We start from the raw sequence: 16,597 nt of genomic DNA, 5'->3' as shown, positions 1-16,597 counted from the left end.
AGGCTACGGCGGCTCCGGGGGCGCCGGAGCCACGGGGGCCAGGGCCTGCATCGCCGGCCGCGCCGGCGCGGCCTTGGGACGCGAGGTGTGCTGCTCCTCGGGCTCCAGGCCCAGCACGCCCAGCACCTCCGGGTACACCTTGTTCGCGAAGTAGCGCCCGCCGGCCACGGTGAAGTGCACGCCGTCCGTCATGCGCAGGCGCATGGGCTTGCGGAAGCCCTCGACGCGGGCCTGGCTCAGCGCCTTGCCGCGCGCGTCGGTGAAGTAGGGCCGCGTCTCCAGGTGCACGGCGTCCTCGCGCCCGGAGATGACCTCGCGCTGCACGTCGCGGATCACCGCGAGCTTCTGCTCGAAGCGCTGGCGGCCCGTGGCGGGCAGCTCCAACCAGACGATCTTCCGGCCCGGCGCGGAGATGGCGGTGACGAACTCCGTGAGCCGCTGGCGGTACTCGCCCTGCCAGTCCGGCTTGCCCCAGGCCACGGTGGCGTGCCCCTGCCGCGTGTGCAGGGCCTGCCCGTCATTGCCGCCGAGGATGACCACCACCACGTCCGGCTGGTGCTGCTTCACCTCCTGCTGACCGACCTCCAGCCAGTCGAAGAAGTCCGGCCGGGCGAGGCCCGTGGACGACTTCGCGCGGCGCTCACAGCGGATGCGCGGGTGCGCGGCGAGCTGGTTCTGGAGGTACTCCCCGAAGCCCGTGGCGATGAGGCTGTCGCCCAGCAGCAGCACGGTGCGGCGAGGCGCGGGCGCGGGCGTCGCGGCCTGGGCCGGCACGGTGGGCAGCACGGGCGACGCGGCCAGCCCGGGGGCGGTTTCAGGAGCGGCCTGGGCCGCCGTGGACAGGAACGACAGGAGGAGGAGCGCGCGAAGAGGACGGGTCGACATCGTCGGGGGCGAAACTACTTCCCGGCTCCCTGTCCGTACACCCCCCCGACGGGCGGACGGATCCGTCGCCCGGTGCGCGCGCTGTCAAGGCCCCGTGCGGCGTCAGGCCACGGCCCCCTCCTCCGCCTCCAGGGCCGCCGCCAGCCCGGCGAGCCCCGCGGGCGAGAGCGCCTGGAGCCACGGCGTGAGCAGCCGCGCGCACGCGTCCGGGTGCGAGAAATAGGGCACATGTCCCGCGCCGCGCAGCAGGTGCCGGGGCGTGCCTTCCGGCAGCGACGCGGCCAGCCGCTCCAGGGAGGACGGCGGCACCAGCACGTCCCGGTCCCCCTGGATACACAGACACGACACCTTCAACGGCCGCAGGTCCGGCGGCGGCGGCTCCGCGTGGATGGAGAGCGCGCGCCGCAGCGTCGACAGGCGCTCCCGTGTCGTCGTGGGCACCACGTCTGCCACCTGGTGGGAGGGCACCAGCCGCCACGCCGCCAGCGACGCCGCGACGCGTCCAGGGCGCCCCACCACCGCGATGGGGCCCATCATCGCGATGAGCCGCCCGCGAGGCCCCACGTGCGAGGTGCGCGTGAAGGCGCCCAGGAACGCGACGCCGCGAGTCGCACCACCCGCGGCCAGGTGCGCCGCCACCATGCCGCCAAAGGAGCTGGCCACCACCGCGTCCACGTTTCCGGTGACGCGCAGCACCTGCTCCGCCAGCGCCCTCGCGCCGCAGGCCGCGCGCTCGCCTTCCGGGTATTCGACGAGCACGGGACGCGCGACCCCTGTCAGCCGCGACGCGAGCTCGCGAAAGCCCGATCCACGAGCGCCCAGTCCCGGCAACATCAAGACACGAGGCCCTTCGTCATTTCCGCCCAGCTCCGCCAGCTCCACCGTATGGCGCATATCCCCTGCCTTCATCTGAAGCGCGCGGAGAACAACCCGGACGCCCTGGGTCTGCCCAATCCCACCCAGTGGCCCGCACGACCCATGGGCAGGCGCCAACGCCCACGGTGGCTCGCTTGCCAGGACGGGGAGTGATACATGAATCACCCCACCATCCTTTTCCAGCGTCACGCTGCATGGTGCCCGGTGGCCAAGGTTTTTCGCGTCCGGCGTTCTGACATCGAGGGGGCGAAGGGTTAAGAATGGTCACCGTGAATCTGCATGCCTTCGGGGAGTTCGTTCGCAAGCATCGTCCGGCCCTGGAGGTTCGGGCCGCGAGGCTTTGCGCTGGCAGCACCGTGGACTCCACGGAGCTCGTGGGCGAGACGCTGGAGCGCGCGCTGGCCGTCTTCGAGCGGCTCCAGGACCAGGACACCCCCGCGGTGGCGCAGTGGCTGGATGGCGCCATGAACCGCTGCTTCGCGCGCATGGGCGGACAGCTGCCGGACGCGCGCGCCGCGGCGCCGGACCTGCAGCAGACGTTTGACCTGCTGCGCGCGCGCTTCCGCGAGGTGTACGGGCAGCCGACGTTCGGCAAGCGCGCGGACGTCACCGGCGGCTGGAGGATGTAACGAAGCCCCCGGGTGCCCGCGCTCAGGGCGCCGGGCGGTGGCCGGACAGCGTCTCCACGTAGGACGCGGCCACCCGCAGGAAGCGGCCCCCGCGCACGCCGGTGAGGTACTGGCGCTTCATCGCGCGGGTGGCCCCGACGTAGAACATGGCGCGGCGGATGCGTTCGTTCTCACGCTCGTTGCGCTCGCGAGCGCCCGCCATCCACGCCTCGATGGAGTCCAGGGCCTCCAGCCCCGCGAAGAAGACGACGGGGCACTCGTGGCCCTTGCATGAGAACACCGTGGTGGCGCGCACGTGGTCCACGCCGCTCACCCGGAAGTCCGTCACGTCCCGTCCGCCCTTGCCGCCGTAGGCCTCCGCGGGCACGCCCGCCTTGCGCAGCGCGTCCGTGAACGACGCGGGCATCACCGGCGCGACCACCAGGATGTCGCCGGGGTGGACGCCCTCCTCGCGCACGAGCCGGGCCACCTCCCTGGCCACCCAGCGCGCCTCGCCGGTGCTGGAGGCGAAGTCCTTCACCTGGGGCAGCACGCCGCCGCGCTCGGTGGACTGCACGCGGTAGAGGCCCTCCAGCGTCTCCTCCGGCAGCCACAGGAGCCGCTCGCGGGCCAGCTCCCCGGCCTTCATGTATTCGCGCATGCCGGGGTCGGTGACGCGGTGCTGGCGCAAGGGGTCCAGCACCACGTTGAAGGCCACGTCGAGGATGTCGCGCGTGGCGCGGAAGGTCTCCTTGAGCACGCGCGTGCGGCCCCGGAAGGACAGCCCTTCGGGGAGCTGCTCCCTCAGGTGGTCGATGGGCACCTGGCCGTAGACGTTCTGCGAGTCGTCCATGAACAGCTGGAAGCAGCGGGACTCGCGGCCGTCCTCGCCCACGCGCGGGCGCACCAGGGCGTGCAGGGCCGCCAGGCCCCTGGCGTCCATGTCCTGCGCCTCGTCCACGAAGACGGCGTCGAAGGTGTGGGGCTCCAGCCGCCGGAGCGCGCCCACGTGCTTCACCGTCACCTGGGCCTTGAGCGGACGCACCCGCTCCGGGCCCGCGCGCACGGTGAGCGCCTCCACGAGCAGCTTGTCCACGAGCGGCGCGAGCGAGCGGTTGTAGAAGGACACCAGCACCCGGGCGCGCGGGTTCTCCAGGAGGTAGCGCGCGGCCCAGTGCGCCAGCACGTACGTCTTGCCGCTGCCGGCGACGCCGCGCACCAGGTGGTGGCCGTCGTCGAAGCGGCGCTCGAAGAGGGAGACCTGCTCCTGGGTGAAGAGCGGGCCGGTGTCCTTGCCGCCCGCGATCTCGCCGCCCAGCCCCATGGGCACCAGCGGCGGCGGGGGCGGAGGTGGGGGGCGCGGCTGGGCGGCGAGCAGCTCCAGCTTCGGCGGCGTGCCCGCGTGGACGCGCACGCGGGGGAGCAGCGACAGGAAGCGCGCGGGCACGGGCGAGGCGCGGGCCTCCGCGCGCGAGGCGAGCACCAGCAGGTACTCCTTCGCGCGGCTGGCGGCGACGTTGAGGATGGGCACCAGCGTGTGCGGCGGGAAGGGCCGGCCCCCGGCCACGGTGTCCACCATCACCACGTCGTACTGGGTGCCCTGCTGGCGGTGGATGGTGGAGGCGCTGAACATGTCGTGGCGCAGCCCCGCCGCGTTGCCCAGCTTGCGCAGCAGCGCCGCCTGCGCGCGGTAGGGCGTCACGCACAGCACGGTGAGGCCCAGGCGCACGGCCTGGCGGGCCAGCGTCACGGCGAGCTCCGCGGACAGCTCGCGCTGGTAGCCGGAGCCCGTCTCGCCGCGGCCGTGGGTGAGGCGGCGGGTGTCGCGGCTGAGGCCATCCAGCACCAGCCACATGGCGCGGGACGGGAAGGCGGGCACGGGCGGGGGCTTCCGGGCGCGGTCCTTCACGAGGTCGCCGTCCTCCAGCGCGCCGCCGTAGCAGAAGTGGCTCACCACCTTCGCGATGTCCGGGTGCATGCGGTGCTGGGTGCGCAGGAGCAGCACGTCCGGGCGCTCGGCGTCCCTCACCGCGTCCTCCAGGTGGGACAGGGCGCTGGCGCGGAGCCACGTCTGGGTGCCCCTCCCCGCCCCTTCCGCCGCGCGGCTCACGGGGCCGATCTGCTTGGGGTCGCCCGCGAGCGTCACCTGCCTCGCCAGCGGGGCCAGCAGCGCCGTCGCCGCGCGCGTCACCATGCCGGCCTCGTCCACGACGAGCCGCTGGAAGGTCTCCTCGCCCTCCAGTTCCGACACGAGCCGCAGGGCGCGGTGCACGGTGAGCACCATGAGGGGGCTGTCGCCCTTCTCCGCCTCCTTGAGCGTGGGGTCCTTCACGCGGCCGCGCAGCGTGCGCAGCTCCGCCTGCATGCGGGCGAGCTCCGGCGCGGCGCCGCCCCGGGCGCGCTCCAGGGTGAGCTCGCGCTCGCGCTGCTGGATGGTGTTGATGAGCTTGCTGGACTTGTTCTCCTCCAGCGCCACGGTGGGCAGCTTGTGGAGGGCCTCGCTGGCGCCGGTGCCACCCCGGAAGATGCTGCGGGCCAGCGGGCGCAGCGGGATGGGCTCACGCTCCAGCAGGGCGCTGACGCGCAGCACCAGCTCGTCCGCCGCGCGGTTGGTGGGGGCCACCGCGAGGATGCGCTCGTCCGGATAGGCGCGCAGGGCGCGGGCGATGAGGTCCGCGACGGCCGTCGTCTTTCCGGTGCCGGGTGGGCCCCAGATGCTGCCCCACGGCTGGCGCCACAGCCGGTCCACGGGGATGAGCTCCGCGTCCCGGGGAGCTGCCGGGGATGGGAGGAGCTCCCCCTTCGCGCGCGCCAGGGCCTTGTCGAGCGCGGGGACGCGGTCCTCGTAGGCGGCCGCGGCCGCGCACAGGGCTTCCGCGAAGTCATAGGGCCGGTAGCACCAGCGCTCGCAGGAGAGGACGCGGCGGTCCAGGTCCTCGCCGGAGTCCGACGCGGCGAAGACGCGGCCGGACTCGAAGTCCAGGTGGACGATGTTCCCCGCGAACACCAGCTCCTCGCCCAGGAAGCCCAGCAGCGAGCCCCCGGACCAGTCCGGATCCGCGGCGGGGACGGGCACGAGCCCCAGCACGCCGGGCCCGGCCAGCCCCACCTCGCGGGCCTCCTGGAGCCGCTGTGCGCGGTACTGGCTGCGCTCGGCCACCAGCGCGTCGCGCAGGTCTTCCGGCAGGTAGGACGGGGCGACCCACTGCTCCCGGCGGCGCCCGGACGACACGGCGGCCTGCATGGCCTGTCGCTCCGCCGGGGTGGCGTCACCTGACGCGGACACGTCGCGGGTGGGCGACTCCTCCGGCGGGCGCGCGTCGGCGGCATCTTCCACGCGGACCAGCTCCGGCGCGGGCGGCTCCGGCGCGCGGTGTGGCGCCGCACCCGATGCGGCGTCCGCGACGAAGGGCTCGGAGTCCCGCGTGCCCAGCGCCTCGTTGCCCGGCGAACTGGTGGCTTCGTCCCCCCGCGCGGCGGGGCGCGTGGGCACCGCGCGGTTCACGCGGTGGGAGGCCGACATGGAGGCCAGCGCCTCGGAGTCCAGCTCGCGGAAGGTCAGCGTCCTCGCCTTCGCGGACGCCCTGCCCTTCACCTCCGTCGGCTTCGGCGCGGGCTCGGCGTCCTCCTCGCGCGGCGGCCAGGACGGCCGGACCCGCAGCACGGGCGCGGCGTGTCCCGCCTGGACGTCCGTGTCGTACTCCACGCGGAGCGCGGGCATGAGGTCGTCCGGAGCACGCTCGTCCCGCGGCGCCTCCCCCTGACCCGACTCCTCGTCCGTCCTGCGCATCATACGGGGTGCTCGCGGCGGCCCTTCCACAACGCCGGAGAGGGCGGTGCCGGGAGCCGGCCAAGCTAGGGGAGGCGTCGATCTGCGTCAACGCGCGCGAGGGCCCCTCGCACGCCTGCACCGGCGGTGAAGCCCCGCCGCTTCACGCACGACGGCCCGGGCCGCGCACCCTCGCGGACCCGGGCCGTCATCACCGCGAGCACGCCCCTCGCGGGCTACAGCAGCGAGCAGAGCAGCCCGCTGCCCGTGCCCGCCGGGCAGCCCGTGCCCTGGCAGTACGCGGGGCCCACGCCGATGGAGATGAGGCCCTGGAGGCTGGGGACCTTCACCTTGCACGTGCCCGTGGTCGCGTTGCCAGAGGCGTCCTTCACCTCGTAGACCATCGTGTAGACGCGGCCGTTGCCCAGCAGGCTGGACTCCGCGCGCAGCTGCGCGGACTTCCGGTCCGCGGCCAGCTTGATGTCGTCGCACTTGAAGAGGTTCAGGCTGACCAGCGCGTCCTCCGTCTCATCCGACTCCACGCGGAGGATGGTGGCGGACTGCTGGAGGTTCATCGTCCCGCCGCAGTTGTCCGTCGCCGCCTGCGCGCAGTCCGCCAGCGTCACCGTCTTGTAGTCCGCGAACGGCGAGCGCGGCAGCACCAGGTCCCTGCTCGCCCCGGCCACCGGCCCCGTCTGGTCCACCACCGTCACCGTCGCGGAGCACGAAGCCGAGTCCATGCCGTCCGACACCGTGAGCGTCACCGGCGTCGCGCCCACCGTGTAGGGCCCCGCCGGGCTCTGCTGACGGCTCAGCGCCTGCGGGAAGAGGTCCACGTCATACGAGCCGTTGTCGATGGACGCCGGCGCCGAGCAGGCCGCGTCCGCCACCACCGTCACGTTCTCGCACATCGCCACCGGCGCCTGGTTCGCCACACAGCCGCCGTCGGCCGACAGCGTGACCACCGCCGTGTTGTTCGTCTCGTCGTCCTCCGGAAAGAAGTCGAAGGTGTCCGCGACCACGTACAGCCGCTGCGTGCCCTCCGGCACCGTCACCACCTTGGAGAACGGATAGCGCTCCTGGCCCACCAGCCAGGGCACGTCGATGGTGTCGAGCAGCGTGCCCCCTTCCGCCGGGTTCCCCGCGTAGATGCCCGCGATGGACGGGTCGATGCCCGTGGGCGCCGCGTTCTGGATGGCGCCCGTCACCGTCAGCGTGTCGCCCTCACACGTCACCCCCACCTCGGACACCGCCAGGTCGATGCCCGTGTGCAACGCCGACCGGGCCTCGCCCACGACCGCGCCGTCCTCCAGGGTTTCGGTACCGCAGCCGCCCAGCACCAGCAGGGAGGCGAACAGGGACAGCGGACGGCGCAAGGACATGACTCTCTCCAATGAGAAGGGCGGTGCCGGGATGTGGGGAGCGGGCCTGATGCCAGACAATGACAGCCAGGCCCGTGAACAATTCTCTGCCACAAACGGATTTTTCTAGCAATACGGGCAAAGCTGTACCCAGATCCAGGGGCACAGACACCCCATTGGAGCCCCAATGACCCGGTTGTCATTCTTTGCGAGGAGTCGAGAAACGACGCACGCGGTGTCTGGGTTTGGACGACCTGACAGGTCGCCGGCCCCTCGGGGAACAGGCGGGCGGGCGGCCGTCGCAGTGGACAGGGCCCGCCCTGATGGGGTTGGTTGGGCCCTCCCCCCGCTGTTGAGGGGAGCACGCCCATGGCCTCCATCACCCCGCGCTACGCCCACCCGTTCCTCCCCGTCACCCGCGCCGACATGCAGGCCCGGGGGTGGGAGCAGTGCGACATCATCATCGTGAGCGGCGACGCCTACGTGGACCACCCGGCCTTCGGGCCGGTGCTGATCGCGCGCTTCCTGGAGGAGCGGGGCTTCAAGGTGGGGATCATCCCCCAGCCGGACTGGCACTCGGCGGAGCCCTTCAAGGCGCTGGGGGCGCCCCGGCTCTTCTTCGGGGTGGCGGCGGGCAACCTGGACTCGATGCTCAACCGGCTGACGGCCCAGAAGAAGAACCGCTCGGAGGACCAGTACAGCCCGGGCGGGCGGACGAACTGCCGGCCGGACCGGGCCTCCATCGTCTACGCGCAGCGCTGCCGGGAGGCGTACCCTGAGGTGCCCATCGTCCTGGGCGGCATCGAGGCCAGCCTGCGCCGCATCGCGCACTTCGACTACTGGAGCGAGAAGGTGCGCCGCTCCATCCTCTTCGACGCCAAGGCGGACCTGCTGGTGTTCGGCATGGGCGAGCGGCCCATCTGGGAGATCGCCGACCGGCTCAACCGGGGCGAGCGCATCGAGGACCTGAAGGACATCCGGGGCACCGCGCACCTCATCAGCGACGCGGCGATGAAGGCCCTGGAGGCGGACCCGGCGAGGCGCGCGGCGGACTCGAAGGTGGTGGTGCTGCCCTCCTACGAGGAGGTGGTGGCGGACACGCGCGCCTTCGCGGTGATGAGCCGGGACTTCCAGCTGGAGACCAACCCCGGCAACGCGCGCGCCATCGCGCAGCGCCACGGCAACCGCGCCATCTACATGAACCCGCCCGCCCGGCCGCTGGAGGACGGCGCCGGGGACGCGCCCGGGGACACGTCCACGGTGGCCATGGACGAGCTGTATGACCTGAAGTTCAACCGCGTGCCGCACCCCATGTACCGGGAGCCCATCCCCGCGTACGAGACGGTGAAGCACTCGGTGGTGCTGATGCGCGGGTGCTTTGGCGGCTGCACCTTCTGCTCCATCACGGAGCACGAGGGGCGCGTCATCCAGAGCCGCTCCGCCCAGAGCGTGATGCGCGAGGTGCGCGAGCTGCGGCGCATGGGGGACTTCCGGGGGACCATCACGGACCTGGGGGGCCCCACGGCGAACATGTACAAGCTCAAGTGCAAGAGCCCGGACATCGAGAGCCGCTGCCGCAAGCTGTCGTGCGTGCACCCGGGCGTGTGCGAGAACCTCCAGACGGACCACGGGCCGCTCATCTCGCTGATGCGGGAGGTGCGCGAGGAGCCGGGCATCAAGCACGTCTTCATCGCGAGCGGCGTGCGGTACGACCTGGCGGAGCGCTCGCCGGAGTACGTGAAGGAGCTGGCGGCGCACCACGTGGGCGGCCAGCTGTCCGTGGCGCCGGAGCACGTGTCGCCGCGCGTGCTGGAGAAGATGAAGAAGCCCGGCATCGAGAGCTTCGAGCGCTTCCAGCACATGTTCGCGTGCGCCAGCGAGGACGCGGGCAAGGAGCAGTACGACATCGCCTACTTCATCAGCGGCCACCCCGGCTCCACGCTGGAGGACATGGTGATGCTGGCGCAGTGGCTGAAGGAGAAGGGCAAGCGGCCCCGGCAGGTGCAGGACTTCATCCCCACGCCCATGTCGGTGGCCACGGCCATGTATTACACGGGCCTGGACCCGCTGAAGATGGAGCCCGTCTACACGGCGAAGGGCCTGCGCGAGAAGCGGCTCCAGAAGGCGCTGCTCCTGTACTGGAACCCGGAGCACTGGCCGCTGGCGCGCGAGGCGCTGAAGCTGGCCGGGCGCGAGGACCTGATTGGCCGGGGGCCCAAGGCGCTGGTGCCGCCGGAGTCCGCCGCGGAGGCCGCGCGCCTGCGCCGCGCCGCGGAGGGCGCGAGCGCAGAGGAGGGCCTGGCCACGAACGCGTGGCCCCGTCCGGCGCAGCCGCGTCCGTCCGGGCCTCGGGGCGGCGGCCGCACGCCGCGTCCGGGCCCTCGCGGGCGGTAGCGGCCCCCTGGCTTTCGCTCGGGGGGAGGCTCGGGTATAGGGTGCGCCGCCTTTCTTCAAGCGGCCACACCGCCGGAGCCACACAGCCATGCCCAGGACCTCCCAGGAGCAGTCGCAGGAGCGCCACGCGTTCCTGCTCGACCTCTTCCGCCACCAGCCCGACCTGAGCCGCCAGGACGCCCTGGAAACCTTCAAGGACCGCTTCGGCGCGACCATCAACCTGCGCACGTTCAACGAGCTGCGCGACCAGGCGAAGAAGGAGCTGGCCTCGCAGCCGGCCGCGGCGCCGGTCGCCGCCTCCAAGGAGGAGCAGGACGTGGACGTGCAGGACGAGCGCGCCGAGGTGACGGCGGAGGACGCGGGGACGCTGCTGAAGGCCGCGGCGGCTCCGGAGCTGCACGCGGGCGCGGCGCCGGCGAAGAAGCCGAAGGCGAAGGGCCCGGGTTCGCGCAACGTGTTCGTGGACGCGCCGGCGGATCAGCTCCAGTTCCTGGAGCGCGTGGTGCAGCAGCTCCAGGAGGCTGGCGCCGCCAACGTGCGCATCGACCACGCCACGGACCGCTGGATGGTGCTGGTGGTGGATTCCAAGTAGTGGGTTGCTCGTAGTCAGACAGCCAAAGCCAGACACGGGGCCCGCCTCTCCTCCACGGAGAGTGCGGGCCTCGCTGCATCAGGGACAATGAAAAGATACCCACAAAGCAGCAATTCATGACTAATTTGACTAGTCATCCAGGAATGAATATCCATTTGTCTTCGGGAGGCAATGTCTCCCAGAGCACGGTGACCACCATCCCCCATCCTGGCGCGACCGTGTCGTACAACTCCGTCAACGACTCGACGCGTTCGCTCCCGAAGCGAAGTAACGCCCCGTCAGGCTGGCGGGCCCGCCAGGGGCAGTGACACCGTGAAGGTGGCGCCGCCCCCTGGCGTCTCCGACACGCCGACGCTGCCGCCGTGGGCCTCCACCACCTGGAGGACGATCCACAGCCCCAGGCCCAGCCCTCCGAAGTTGCGCACGGGCACCGCGCGCTCGAAGCGCCTCCAGATGCGCTCCCGGTCCTCCGGGCGCACGCCCATGCCGTGGTCCACCACCGTCAGGCGCGCGTCCGGGCCCACCTGCTCCACCCGCACCTCCACCGGCTTGTCCGGCCCGTACTTGCCCGCGTTGGACAGCAGGCCCTGCACCACCTGCGCCACGCGCCCCCGGTCGAACCGGCCCCGCACCGGCCCCGCGAGGCGCAACGCCACCTCGCAACCCTCCCGCGCCAGCTCCTCCCGCGACCGGTCCACCTCCTCCGCCACGACCGCGGCGAGGTCCACGTCCTCCACGTGCAGGTCCACCGGCTCCGAGGACAGCCTGGACACGTCGAGCAGCCGCTCCACCACCGTGGCCAGCCGCTGCACCTGCCTCCGCGTGAGCGCGAGCCGCTCTCCCAACCGGGCGTGCTCCTCCGGCCCCAGGCTCCGCTCGATGAGGTCCAACTGGAGGCGGAAGGACGCCAGCGGCGTCTTCAGCTCGTGGCTCACCACCGACAGGAACTCGTCCCGCGCGCGGACCGCCTCCCGCAACAACGCCTCGCGCGCCGCCAGCTCCGCCACCTCGCGGCGCACCCGCGCCATCTCCAACTGGGTGCGCACCCGCGCCGCCAGCTCGCGCGCGGAGAAGGGCTTCACCAGATAGTCATCCGCGCCCGCCTCCAGGCCCTCCACCGAGGCCTCCTCGCCCGCGCGCGCGGACAGCAGGACGAAGGGGATGGCCCGCAGCCTCGGGTCCGCGCGCAGCTCGCGCAGCAGGCCGAACCCGCCCAGGCGCGGCATCATCACGTCGCTCAGCACCAGGTCGGGCGGGCGCGCGCGGATGGCCTGGAGCGCGGCGAAGCCATCCTCCGCGGTCTCCACCGTCACCGACGCGTCCAGCAACCCCGAGATGTACGCGCGCAGGTCCGCGTTGTCGTCCACCACCAGCACCCTCGCGGACATGGGGGGCAGCAGCGGGACGGCCTTCGCGCCTTCCGGGGCCGCTTGCGCCGGAGCCGTGCCCAGCCATCCGCGAATCTCGTCGACGTAGACGGACGCGCTCTGCGCGCTGGAGCGCGCGGGCCCCGCTCCGTCGGGGGCGAGCTGCTCCGGCGGCAGGTGCCCGTGGCCCAGGGGCACCGCGACACAGAAGGTCGTGCCCTGCCCCAGCGCGCTCTTCACGCCCACCGTGCCCCCGTGCAGCTTCGTCAGCTCCTGCACCAGGCTCAGCCCGATGCCGCTGCCCTCGTGGCTGCGCGAGCGGACGCTCTCCACGCGGTGGAAGCGCTCGAAGATGTGCGGCAGCTCCGCCTCCGGGATGCCGCCGCCGGTGTCCCGGACCGTCAGCCGCGCCTCGCCCTCCTCGGCGTGCAGCCGGACGTGGACGCCGCCCTCGAACGTGAACTTCATCGCGTTGGAGAGCAGGTTGAAGACGATCTTCTCCCACATCTCGCGGTCCACCCAGACGGGCTCCGGCAGGGGCGCCACGTCGAGCGTGAGGGTCAGCTGGGCGCGCTTCGCGATGGACTCGAAGTGGCTCACCAGCGACGCGGTGAAGGCGGACAGGTCCGTGGGCTGGAAGGCCGCGCGCACGCGTCCGGCCTCCGTGCGGGTGAAGTCGAGCAGCGTGTTGACCAGCTTGAGCAGCCGGCCGGCGTTGCGTTGGATCAGGGACAGGCGCTCGGCCTGCCGCGGCCCCAGCGGCTCCCCCGCGTCCGACAGCGCGTCCTCCACGGGCCCGAGCATCAGCGTCAGGGGCGTGCGGAACTCGTGGCTCACGTTGCTGAAGAAGGCCGTCTTGGCCCGGTCCAGGGCCGCCAGCTGCTCCATCCGCGCGCGGGCCTCCTGCTGCGCGCGAGCGCTGGAGACCGCCGTGGCCAGCGCCCCCGCCACCAGCTCGAGGAAGCCCCGGTACTCCCCCTCCAGCCGCAGGGCGGGGCTCAGGCCCGCCACCAGGAAGCCCAGGTCGCGGTCCCCTTCCGCGTGCGGCAGCGGCAGCACCAGGGCGGGCCGGGGCGGCTCCCCGGCGCCCGGCGCTCCGAGCCAGCCGTTCACGTCCTCCACCCGCTGGGCCTGCCGCGCGCGGGCCACCGCGGCCAGGGGGCTCTCGCCCTGCTCCGCGCGCAGGCCCAGGTGCGCGGGCACCTCCGCGCTCCGGGCGCCCATGCCGGTGGAGCCCGCGAGCGTGGCCCGCGCCCCGCCCGCGTCCGTGACGTAGAGCCAGGTGAAGGGCAGGTCGGCGGGGTCCTCGGCCAGGGCCGCCAGTCCCACGCGGCACGCCTCCTCCACGGAGCCCGCGCCGCTGGTGCGCTCGGAGAGCAGGTGCAGCGTGCGCAGGCGCCGCTGCCCGAGCACCTGCCCCGTCGTCTCCAGGGCTGGCGTGTAGAAGCCCACCACCGCGCCGGCGTCATCCAGCACCGGGGCGTAGGACCAGGTGAAGTAGGCCTCCTCGACGGAGTCCGCCCGCTGGATGGGCAGCGACTGGCTCTCCGCCCAGTTCGCCTGCTTCGTGCGCTCCAGCTCCTCGAACATGCGCCCCAGCCGGGGCCACAGCTCCGGGAAGACGTCGCGCAGCGGCCCCAGCGCGTGGTGCGGGTGCTTGGCCCCCATGATGGGGATGCCCGCGTCGTTGTAGAGCTGCACGCGCTCCGGGCCCCAGTAGATGAACATGGGGAAGCGCGTCGTCAGGCACATGCTCACCAGGGTCCGCAGGATGGGCGGCCACGACGTGAGGGGGCCCAGCGGCGTCCCGGACCAGTCCCGCTCCAGGATGAGCCGTCCCATCTCGCTGCCCTCGCGCAGCGTGACGAGCCACCCGGCCAGGGACGGGGTGGCCCCGATGTTCCCCGGCGTGTTCTGGTCGTTCATCGGAGGGATGAGGGGCTTTGGGGTGTGTGCGACGCGTGGGTGAGGGGTCCTGGGGTGGACGTATCGAGCAGCTCCCCCCACTTCAACGCCGAAGTCCGACCGGCCGGCCCCTTCCGTCGCCTACCGAGCAGGACTTCGCCACCCGGTGGAGCGCGGGCCGCCCGTCGCTCTTCCATGGGGGCGGCCATGCGGGCGCCCGGGTCCGCGCCCGTCAAAGGCAGACATCCCCTGTCCACGAGTGCGGTCCCGGTCCATTTCCCACGGGCAATCCCGGCGCGGGCCGGGTGAGATGGCGGGATGACGCGAACCCCCTTCGTCCTCGTCCTCGCGCTGTCCACCGGCTGCGCCAGCAGGCAGCCGCAGCCCTCCCCTCCTCCCGCGCGGGAGTGGGCCACGACGCTGTACCGGGACCACCCGCTGGTGGGGCGCATCTGGGACGTGGCGGCGGGCCGCTTCGTGGACGAGGGCGCCCTGCGCGCGGCGGTGGTGCCCGCGCGCTTCGTCCTCCTGGGTGAACGGCATGACCACCCGGATCATCACCGGCTCCAGGCGGAGCTGGTGCGCGCGCGGACGGCCTCCGGCCAGCACCCCGCGCTCGCCTTCGAGATGCTGGACGTCACGCAGCAGCCCGCCGTGGACGCGGCGTTGAAGGCGCATCCGGAGGACGCGGAGGGACTGGCGAGGGCGGTGGACTGGGCGAGCAGCGGCTGGCCCGCCTTCCGCCTCTACGAACCCGTGTTCTCCGCGGGCCTCCAGGCGCACCTGCCCATTGTCGCCGCCAACCTGCCCCGCGCGCAGGTGCGCGCGCTGGTGATGAAGGGCCCCGAGGCGCTCCCTTCCGAGCTGCGCTCGCGCCTGGGCCTGGACGCCCCCGTCCCGGAAGCGGAGGCGCAGGCCGTGCGCGAGGAGCTGGACCGCTCGCACTGCGGACAGCTCCCGCGGGAGATGCTGGAGCCCATGGCGCTGGCCCAGCGGGCGCGCGACGCGATGATGGCGGACCGGCTGCTGGAGACCGTACCGGCGGACGGCGCGGTGCTCATCACCGGCAACGGCCACATCCGCGAGGACCGCGGCGTCCCCGCGCACCTGGAGCGCCGCGCGAAGGACGCCCCGGTGCTGAGCGTGGCGCTGCTGGAGGTGTCGCCAGAGGCGCTGGAGCCACGGGACTACGCGGCCATCGCGGGCGCCTCCACCCTGCCCTACGACTACGTGTGGTTCACGCCGGCCATGCCGGAAGACGACCCATGCAAGGCCTTGAGGGAACGAAGCCCGAAGCAATAGGTCGCGAGGAGCTTGTTTTCCCACAACCCGGAGCGGCCGCGCCCTGGCGCAGGGCGTGTCAGCCCCCGGTGATAGGTGAACGGGTGGCGGCGCCGGGCGCCAGGACTCACGCCTTGAGATTTCCCCGGCCCGGATCCATCCCAAGCACAATGGATGCAATGGCAACAACAGTCACACCGCGACGTCGGATTTGACTGTCAATCCAATACAGCATCGCGTAATCACCACCCATCCGGGATTCCCGGAGCGGCTGTCTCCCCCCTGACAGCCTCAACCACAATCCAAGAGAATGACAATGACGACTCGAAGCCTCGGGTTTCGTGCGTGGCGTTGGAGTGCCGTGGTGTCCCTGCTGGCGCTGACGGGCTGTGCCGTGGAGCCCCAGCAGGAGGCCGCCGGCCAGGAGGAGCAGGCGGAGGTCCTGCGCCAGCAGGCGCACTCCCTCACCCCACCCACCGGGTGTACCGAGATCACCATGGGCGAGCTGGCGAACGGCGTTCAACTGACGCCCGTGATGTACGGCGGCCAGCCGACCTTCCAGGGCACGTTCAATGGCCTGGGGGACCCGGCGCTGGCGGACGCGGCGTTCGTCCGGCTGGACGTGAACACGGCGCCGGGCGTGCATGACCTGGCGACGGGTGGCGCCAACCTCTTCACCTGCGAGCAGTGCGTCTACGGCTACCAGGACGCGGACACGGCGGGCCAGAAGCTGTTCGTGGCGGACTCCGGTTCGCTGCTGCTGGCGCTGAAGGTGTCGCCGCAGCAGACGGTGGGCGTGCTCTACGACGTGACGCTGCGCGAGTCGGTGAACGCGGCGCCGCTCAACGCGCCCTACCGTGGCAGCGCGGTGGTGCAGGGCGGCGAGTGCAAGTGGATCCGCTACGCGGCCTGGAACACGGTGCGACCCAACGGCTGCGATCCTCGGCAGGGCTCGTGGACGGCGAACGTGCCGGGTCACACCTGCGTGCCGGACAACTACCTGGCGGATGACGGCACGCTGGAGAGGTCGCAGGGCGCCAAGACGCAGGGCGCGACGTGCACCTCCACGCCCGGGGCGGACGCCCACCACCCGGCGACGACGGACTGCGCGGAGGGCTTCGCGTGCACGGACCTGCTCTCGGAGGACCGGCAGTGCCTGAAGACATGCGACCCGATGGCCGCGGTCCCCGGCTGCCCCACGGGCACGGTCTGCGGCGTGTACGGCCTGTGCATCGAGCAGTCCGTGCTGGAGCCCATCGGCTTCGCGTTCGACCCCGCGCTGATTGGTGAGCCGTGCACCCAGAGCTTCGCCGAGTTCTGCGGCACGGAGGGCGCGCGCGGCGCCTGCGTCACCATCAACGGCGAGTCCCTCTGCCGGCGCTACGCGCGCGCCCGGTCGGAGTGCGGCCCGGGCGAGGAGCTGGGCTACATCGGGTATCCGCTGTCCGGTGGCGGCTACGACCGCACCACCGGCTGGTGCTACCCGGACGGGCTGTAGTCCGACGTGGCGGGGCGCCCCCGCCTGGCGGTCCATGGCCCGGCGCCCCCGGGTGGCACTG

General features: G+C 72.5%; 10 protein-coding genes. 5 read left to right on the top strand and 5 right to left on the bottom strand.

Going from position 1 to position 16,597, the window contains the following annotated elements:
- Positions 1 to 3: 3 nt before the first annotated feature.
- On the bottom strand, positions 4 to 885 hold the full coding sequence (locus U8525_RS11350; protein ID WP_374264687.1) for a DUF459 domain-containing protein: 882 nt from the start codon (positions 883 to 885) through the stop codon (positions 4 to 6).
- Between the two features lie 102 nt (positions 886 to 987).
- Entirely contained in the window at positions 988 to 1,779 is a 792-nt protein-coding gene (locus U8525_RS11345; protein ID WP_374264685.1) for an alpha/beta fold hydrolase, read from the bottom strand.
- 242 nt (positions 1,780 to 2,021) lie between these two features.
- Here U8525_RS11345 and U8525_RS11340 point away from each other — a divergent pair, with 242 nt between their 5' ends.
- Positions 2,022 to 2,390 (top strand): hypothetical protein, encoded by a 369-nt coding sequence (locus U8525_RS11340; RefSeq protein WP_374264683.1) that lies wholly within the window; start codon positions 2,022 to 2,024, stop codon positions 2,388 to 2,390.
- Positions 2,391 to 2,412: 22 nt separating this feature from the next.
- On the opposite strand, the gene U8525_RS11335 is transcribed toward U8525_RS11340, so the two are convergent.
- A complete protein-coding gene (locus tag U8525_RS11335; protein WP_374264681.1) occupies positions 2,413 to 6,162 on the bottom strand; it encodes an AAA family ATPase in 3,750 nt (1,249 codons plus the stop codon).
- Positions 6,163 to 6,374: 212 nt separating this feature from the next.
- Positions 6,375 to 7,520, bottom strand: coding sequence for a hypothetical protein (locus U8525_RS11330; RefSeq protein WP_374264679.1), 1,146 nt, complete (start codon positions 7,518 to 7,520; stop codon positions 6,375 to 6,377).
- A 348-nt stretch (positions 7,521 to 7,868) separates the two neighbouring features.
- On the opposite strand from U8525_RS11330, the gene U8525_RS11325 reads away from it, so the two are divergent.
- Both U8525_RS11325 and U8525_RS11320 read left to right on the top strand, forming a co-directional pair.
- Positions 7,869 to 9,893 (top strand): YgiQ family radical SAM protein, encoded by a 2,025-nt coding sequence (locus tag U8525_RS11325; protein ID WP_374264677.1) that lies wholly within the window; start codon positions 7,869 to 7,871, stop codon positions 9,891 to 9,893.
- Between the two features lie 88 nt (positions 9,894 to 9,981).
- Positions 9,982 to 10,485 carry a hypothetical protein gene (locus U8525_RS11320; RefSeq protein ID WP_374264675.1) on the top strand — a complete coding sequence of 168 codons (504 nt, stop codon included), beginning with the start codon at positions 9,982 to 9,984 and terminating at the stop codon, positions 10,483 to 10,485.
- Positions 10,486 to 10,763: 278 nt separating this feature from the next.
- Here U8525_RS11320 and U8525_RS11315 read toward each other — a convergent pair whose 3' ends face one another.
- Positions 10,764 to 13,778, bottom strand: a complete 3,015-nt coding sequence (locus U8525_RS11315) for an ATP-binding protein (protein WP_374264673.1) — start codon at positions 13,776 to 13,778, stop codon at positions 10,764 to 10,766.
- A gap of 297 nt (positions 13,779 to 14,075) precedes the next feature.
- Here U8525_RS11315 and U8525_RS11310 point away from each other — a divergent pair, with 297 nt between their 5' ends.
- Positions 14,076 to 15,059, top strand: a complete 984-nt coding sequence (locus U8525_RS11310; protein WP_374264671.1) for a ChaN family lipoprotein — start codon at positions 14,076 to 14,078, stop codon at positions 15,057 to 15,059.
- 295 nt (positions 15,060 to 15,354) lie between these two features.
- Positions 15,355 to 16,536: a hypothetical protein gene (locus tag U8525_RS11305; protein ID WP_374264669.1), complete on the top strand. Its 1,182-nt coding sequence runs from the start codon at positions 15,355 to 15,357 to the stop codon at positions 16,534 to 16,536.
- Positions 16,537 to 16,597: the final 61 nt, after the last annotated feature.

It is taken from the genome of Corallococcus sp. RDP092CA (genome assembly GCF_041903675.1).
Classification (GTDB): Bacteria; Myxococcota; Myxococcia; order Myxococcales; family Myxococcaceae; genus Corallococcus.
This window is presented reverse-complemented; position numbering and strand designations above follow the sequence as displayed.

Excerpts from the sequence above, each read along its gene's own strand:
- U8525_RS11305 (WP_374264669.1), top strand. The coding sequence starts at position 15,355 with ATGACGACTCGAAGCCTCGGGTTTCGTGCGTGGCGTTGGAGTGCCGTG.
- U8525_RS11350 (WP_374264687.1), bottom strand. The coding sequence starts at position 885 with ATGTCGACCCGTCCTCTTCGCGCGCTCCTCCTCCTGTCGTTCCTGTCC.
- U8525_RS11320 (WP_374264675.1), top strand. The coding sequence starts at position 9,982 with ATGCCCAGGACCTCCCAGGAGCAGTCGCAGGAGCGCCACGCGTTCCTG.
- U8525_RS11330 (WP_374264679.1), bottom strand. The coding sequence starts at position 7,520 with ATGTCCTTGCGCCGTCCGCTGTCCCTGTTCGCCTCCCTGCTGGTGCTG.
- U8525_RS11340 (WP_374264683.1), top strand. The coding sequence starts at position 2,022 with ATGGTCACCGTGAATCTGCATGCCTTCGGGGAGTTCGTTCGCAAGCAT.
- U8525_RS11335 (WP_374264681.1), bottom strand. The coding sequence starts at position 6,162 with ATGATGCGCAGGACGGACGAGGAGTCGGGTCAGGGGGAGGCGCCGCGG.
- U8525_RS11310 (WP_374264671.1), top strand. The coding sequence starts at position 14,076 with ATGACGCGAACCCCCTTCGTCCTCGTCCTCGCGCTGTCCACCGGCTGC.
- U8525_RS11345 (WP_374264685.1), bottom strand. The coding sequence starts at position 1,779 with ATGCGCCATACGGTGGAGCTGGCGGAGCTGGGCGGAAATGACGAAGGG.
- U8525_RS11325 (WP_374264677.1), top strand. The coding sequence starts at position 7,869 with ATGGCCTCCATCACCCCGCGCTACGCCCACCCGTTCCTCCCCGTCACC.
- U8525_RS11315 (WP_374264673.1), bottom strand. The coding sequence starts at position 13,778 with ATGAACGACCAGAACACGCCGGGGAACATCGGGGCCACCCCGTCCCTG.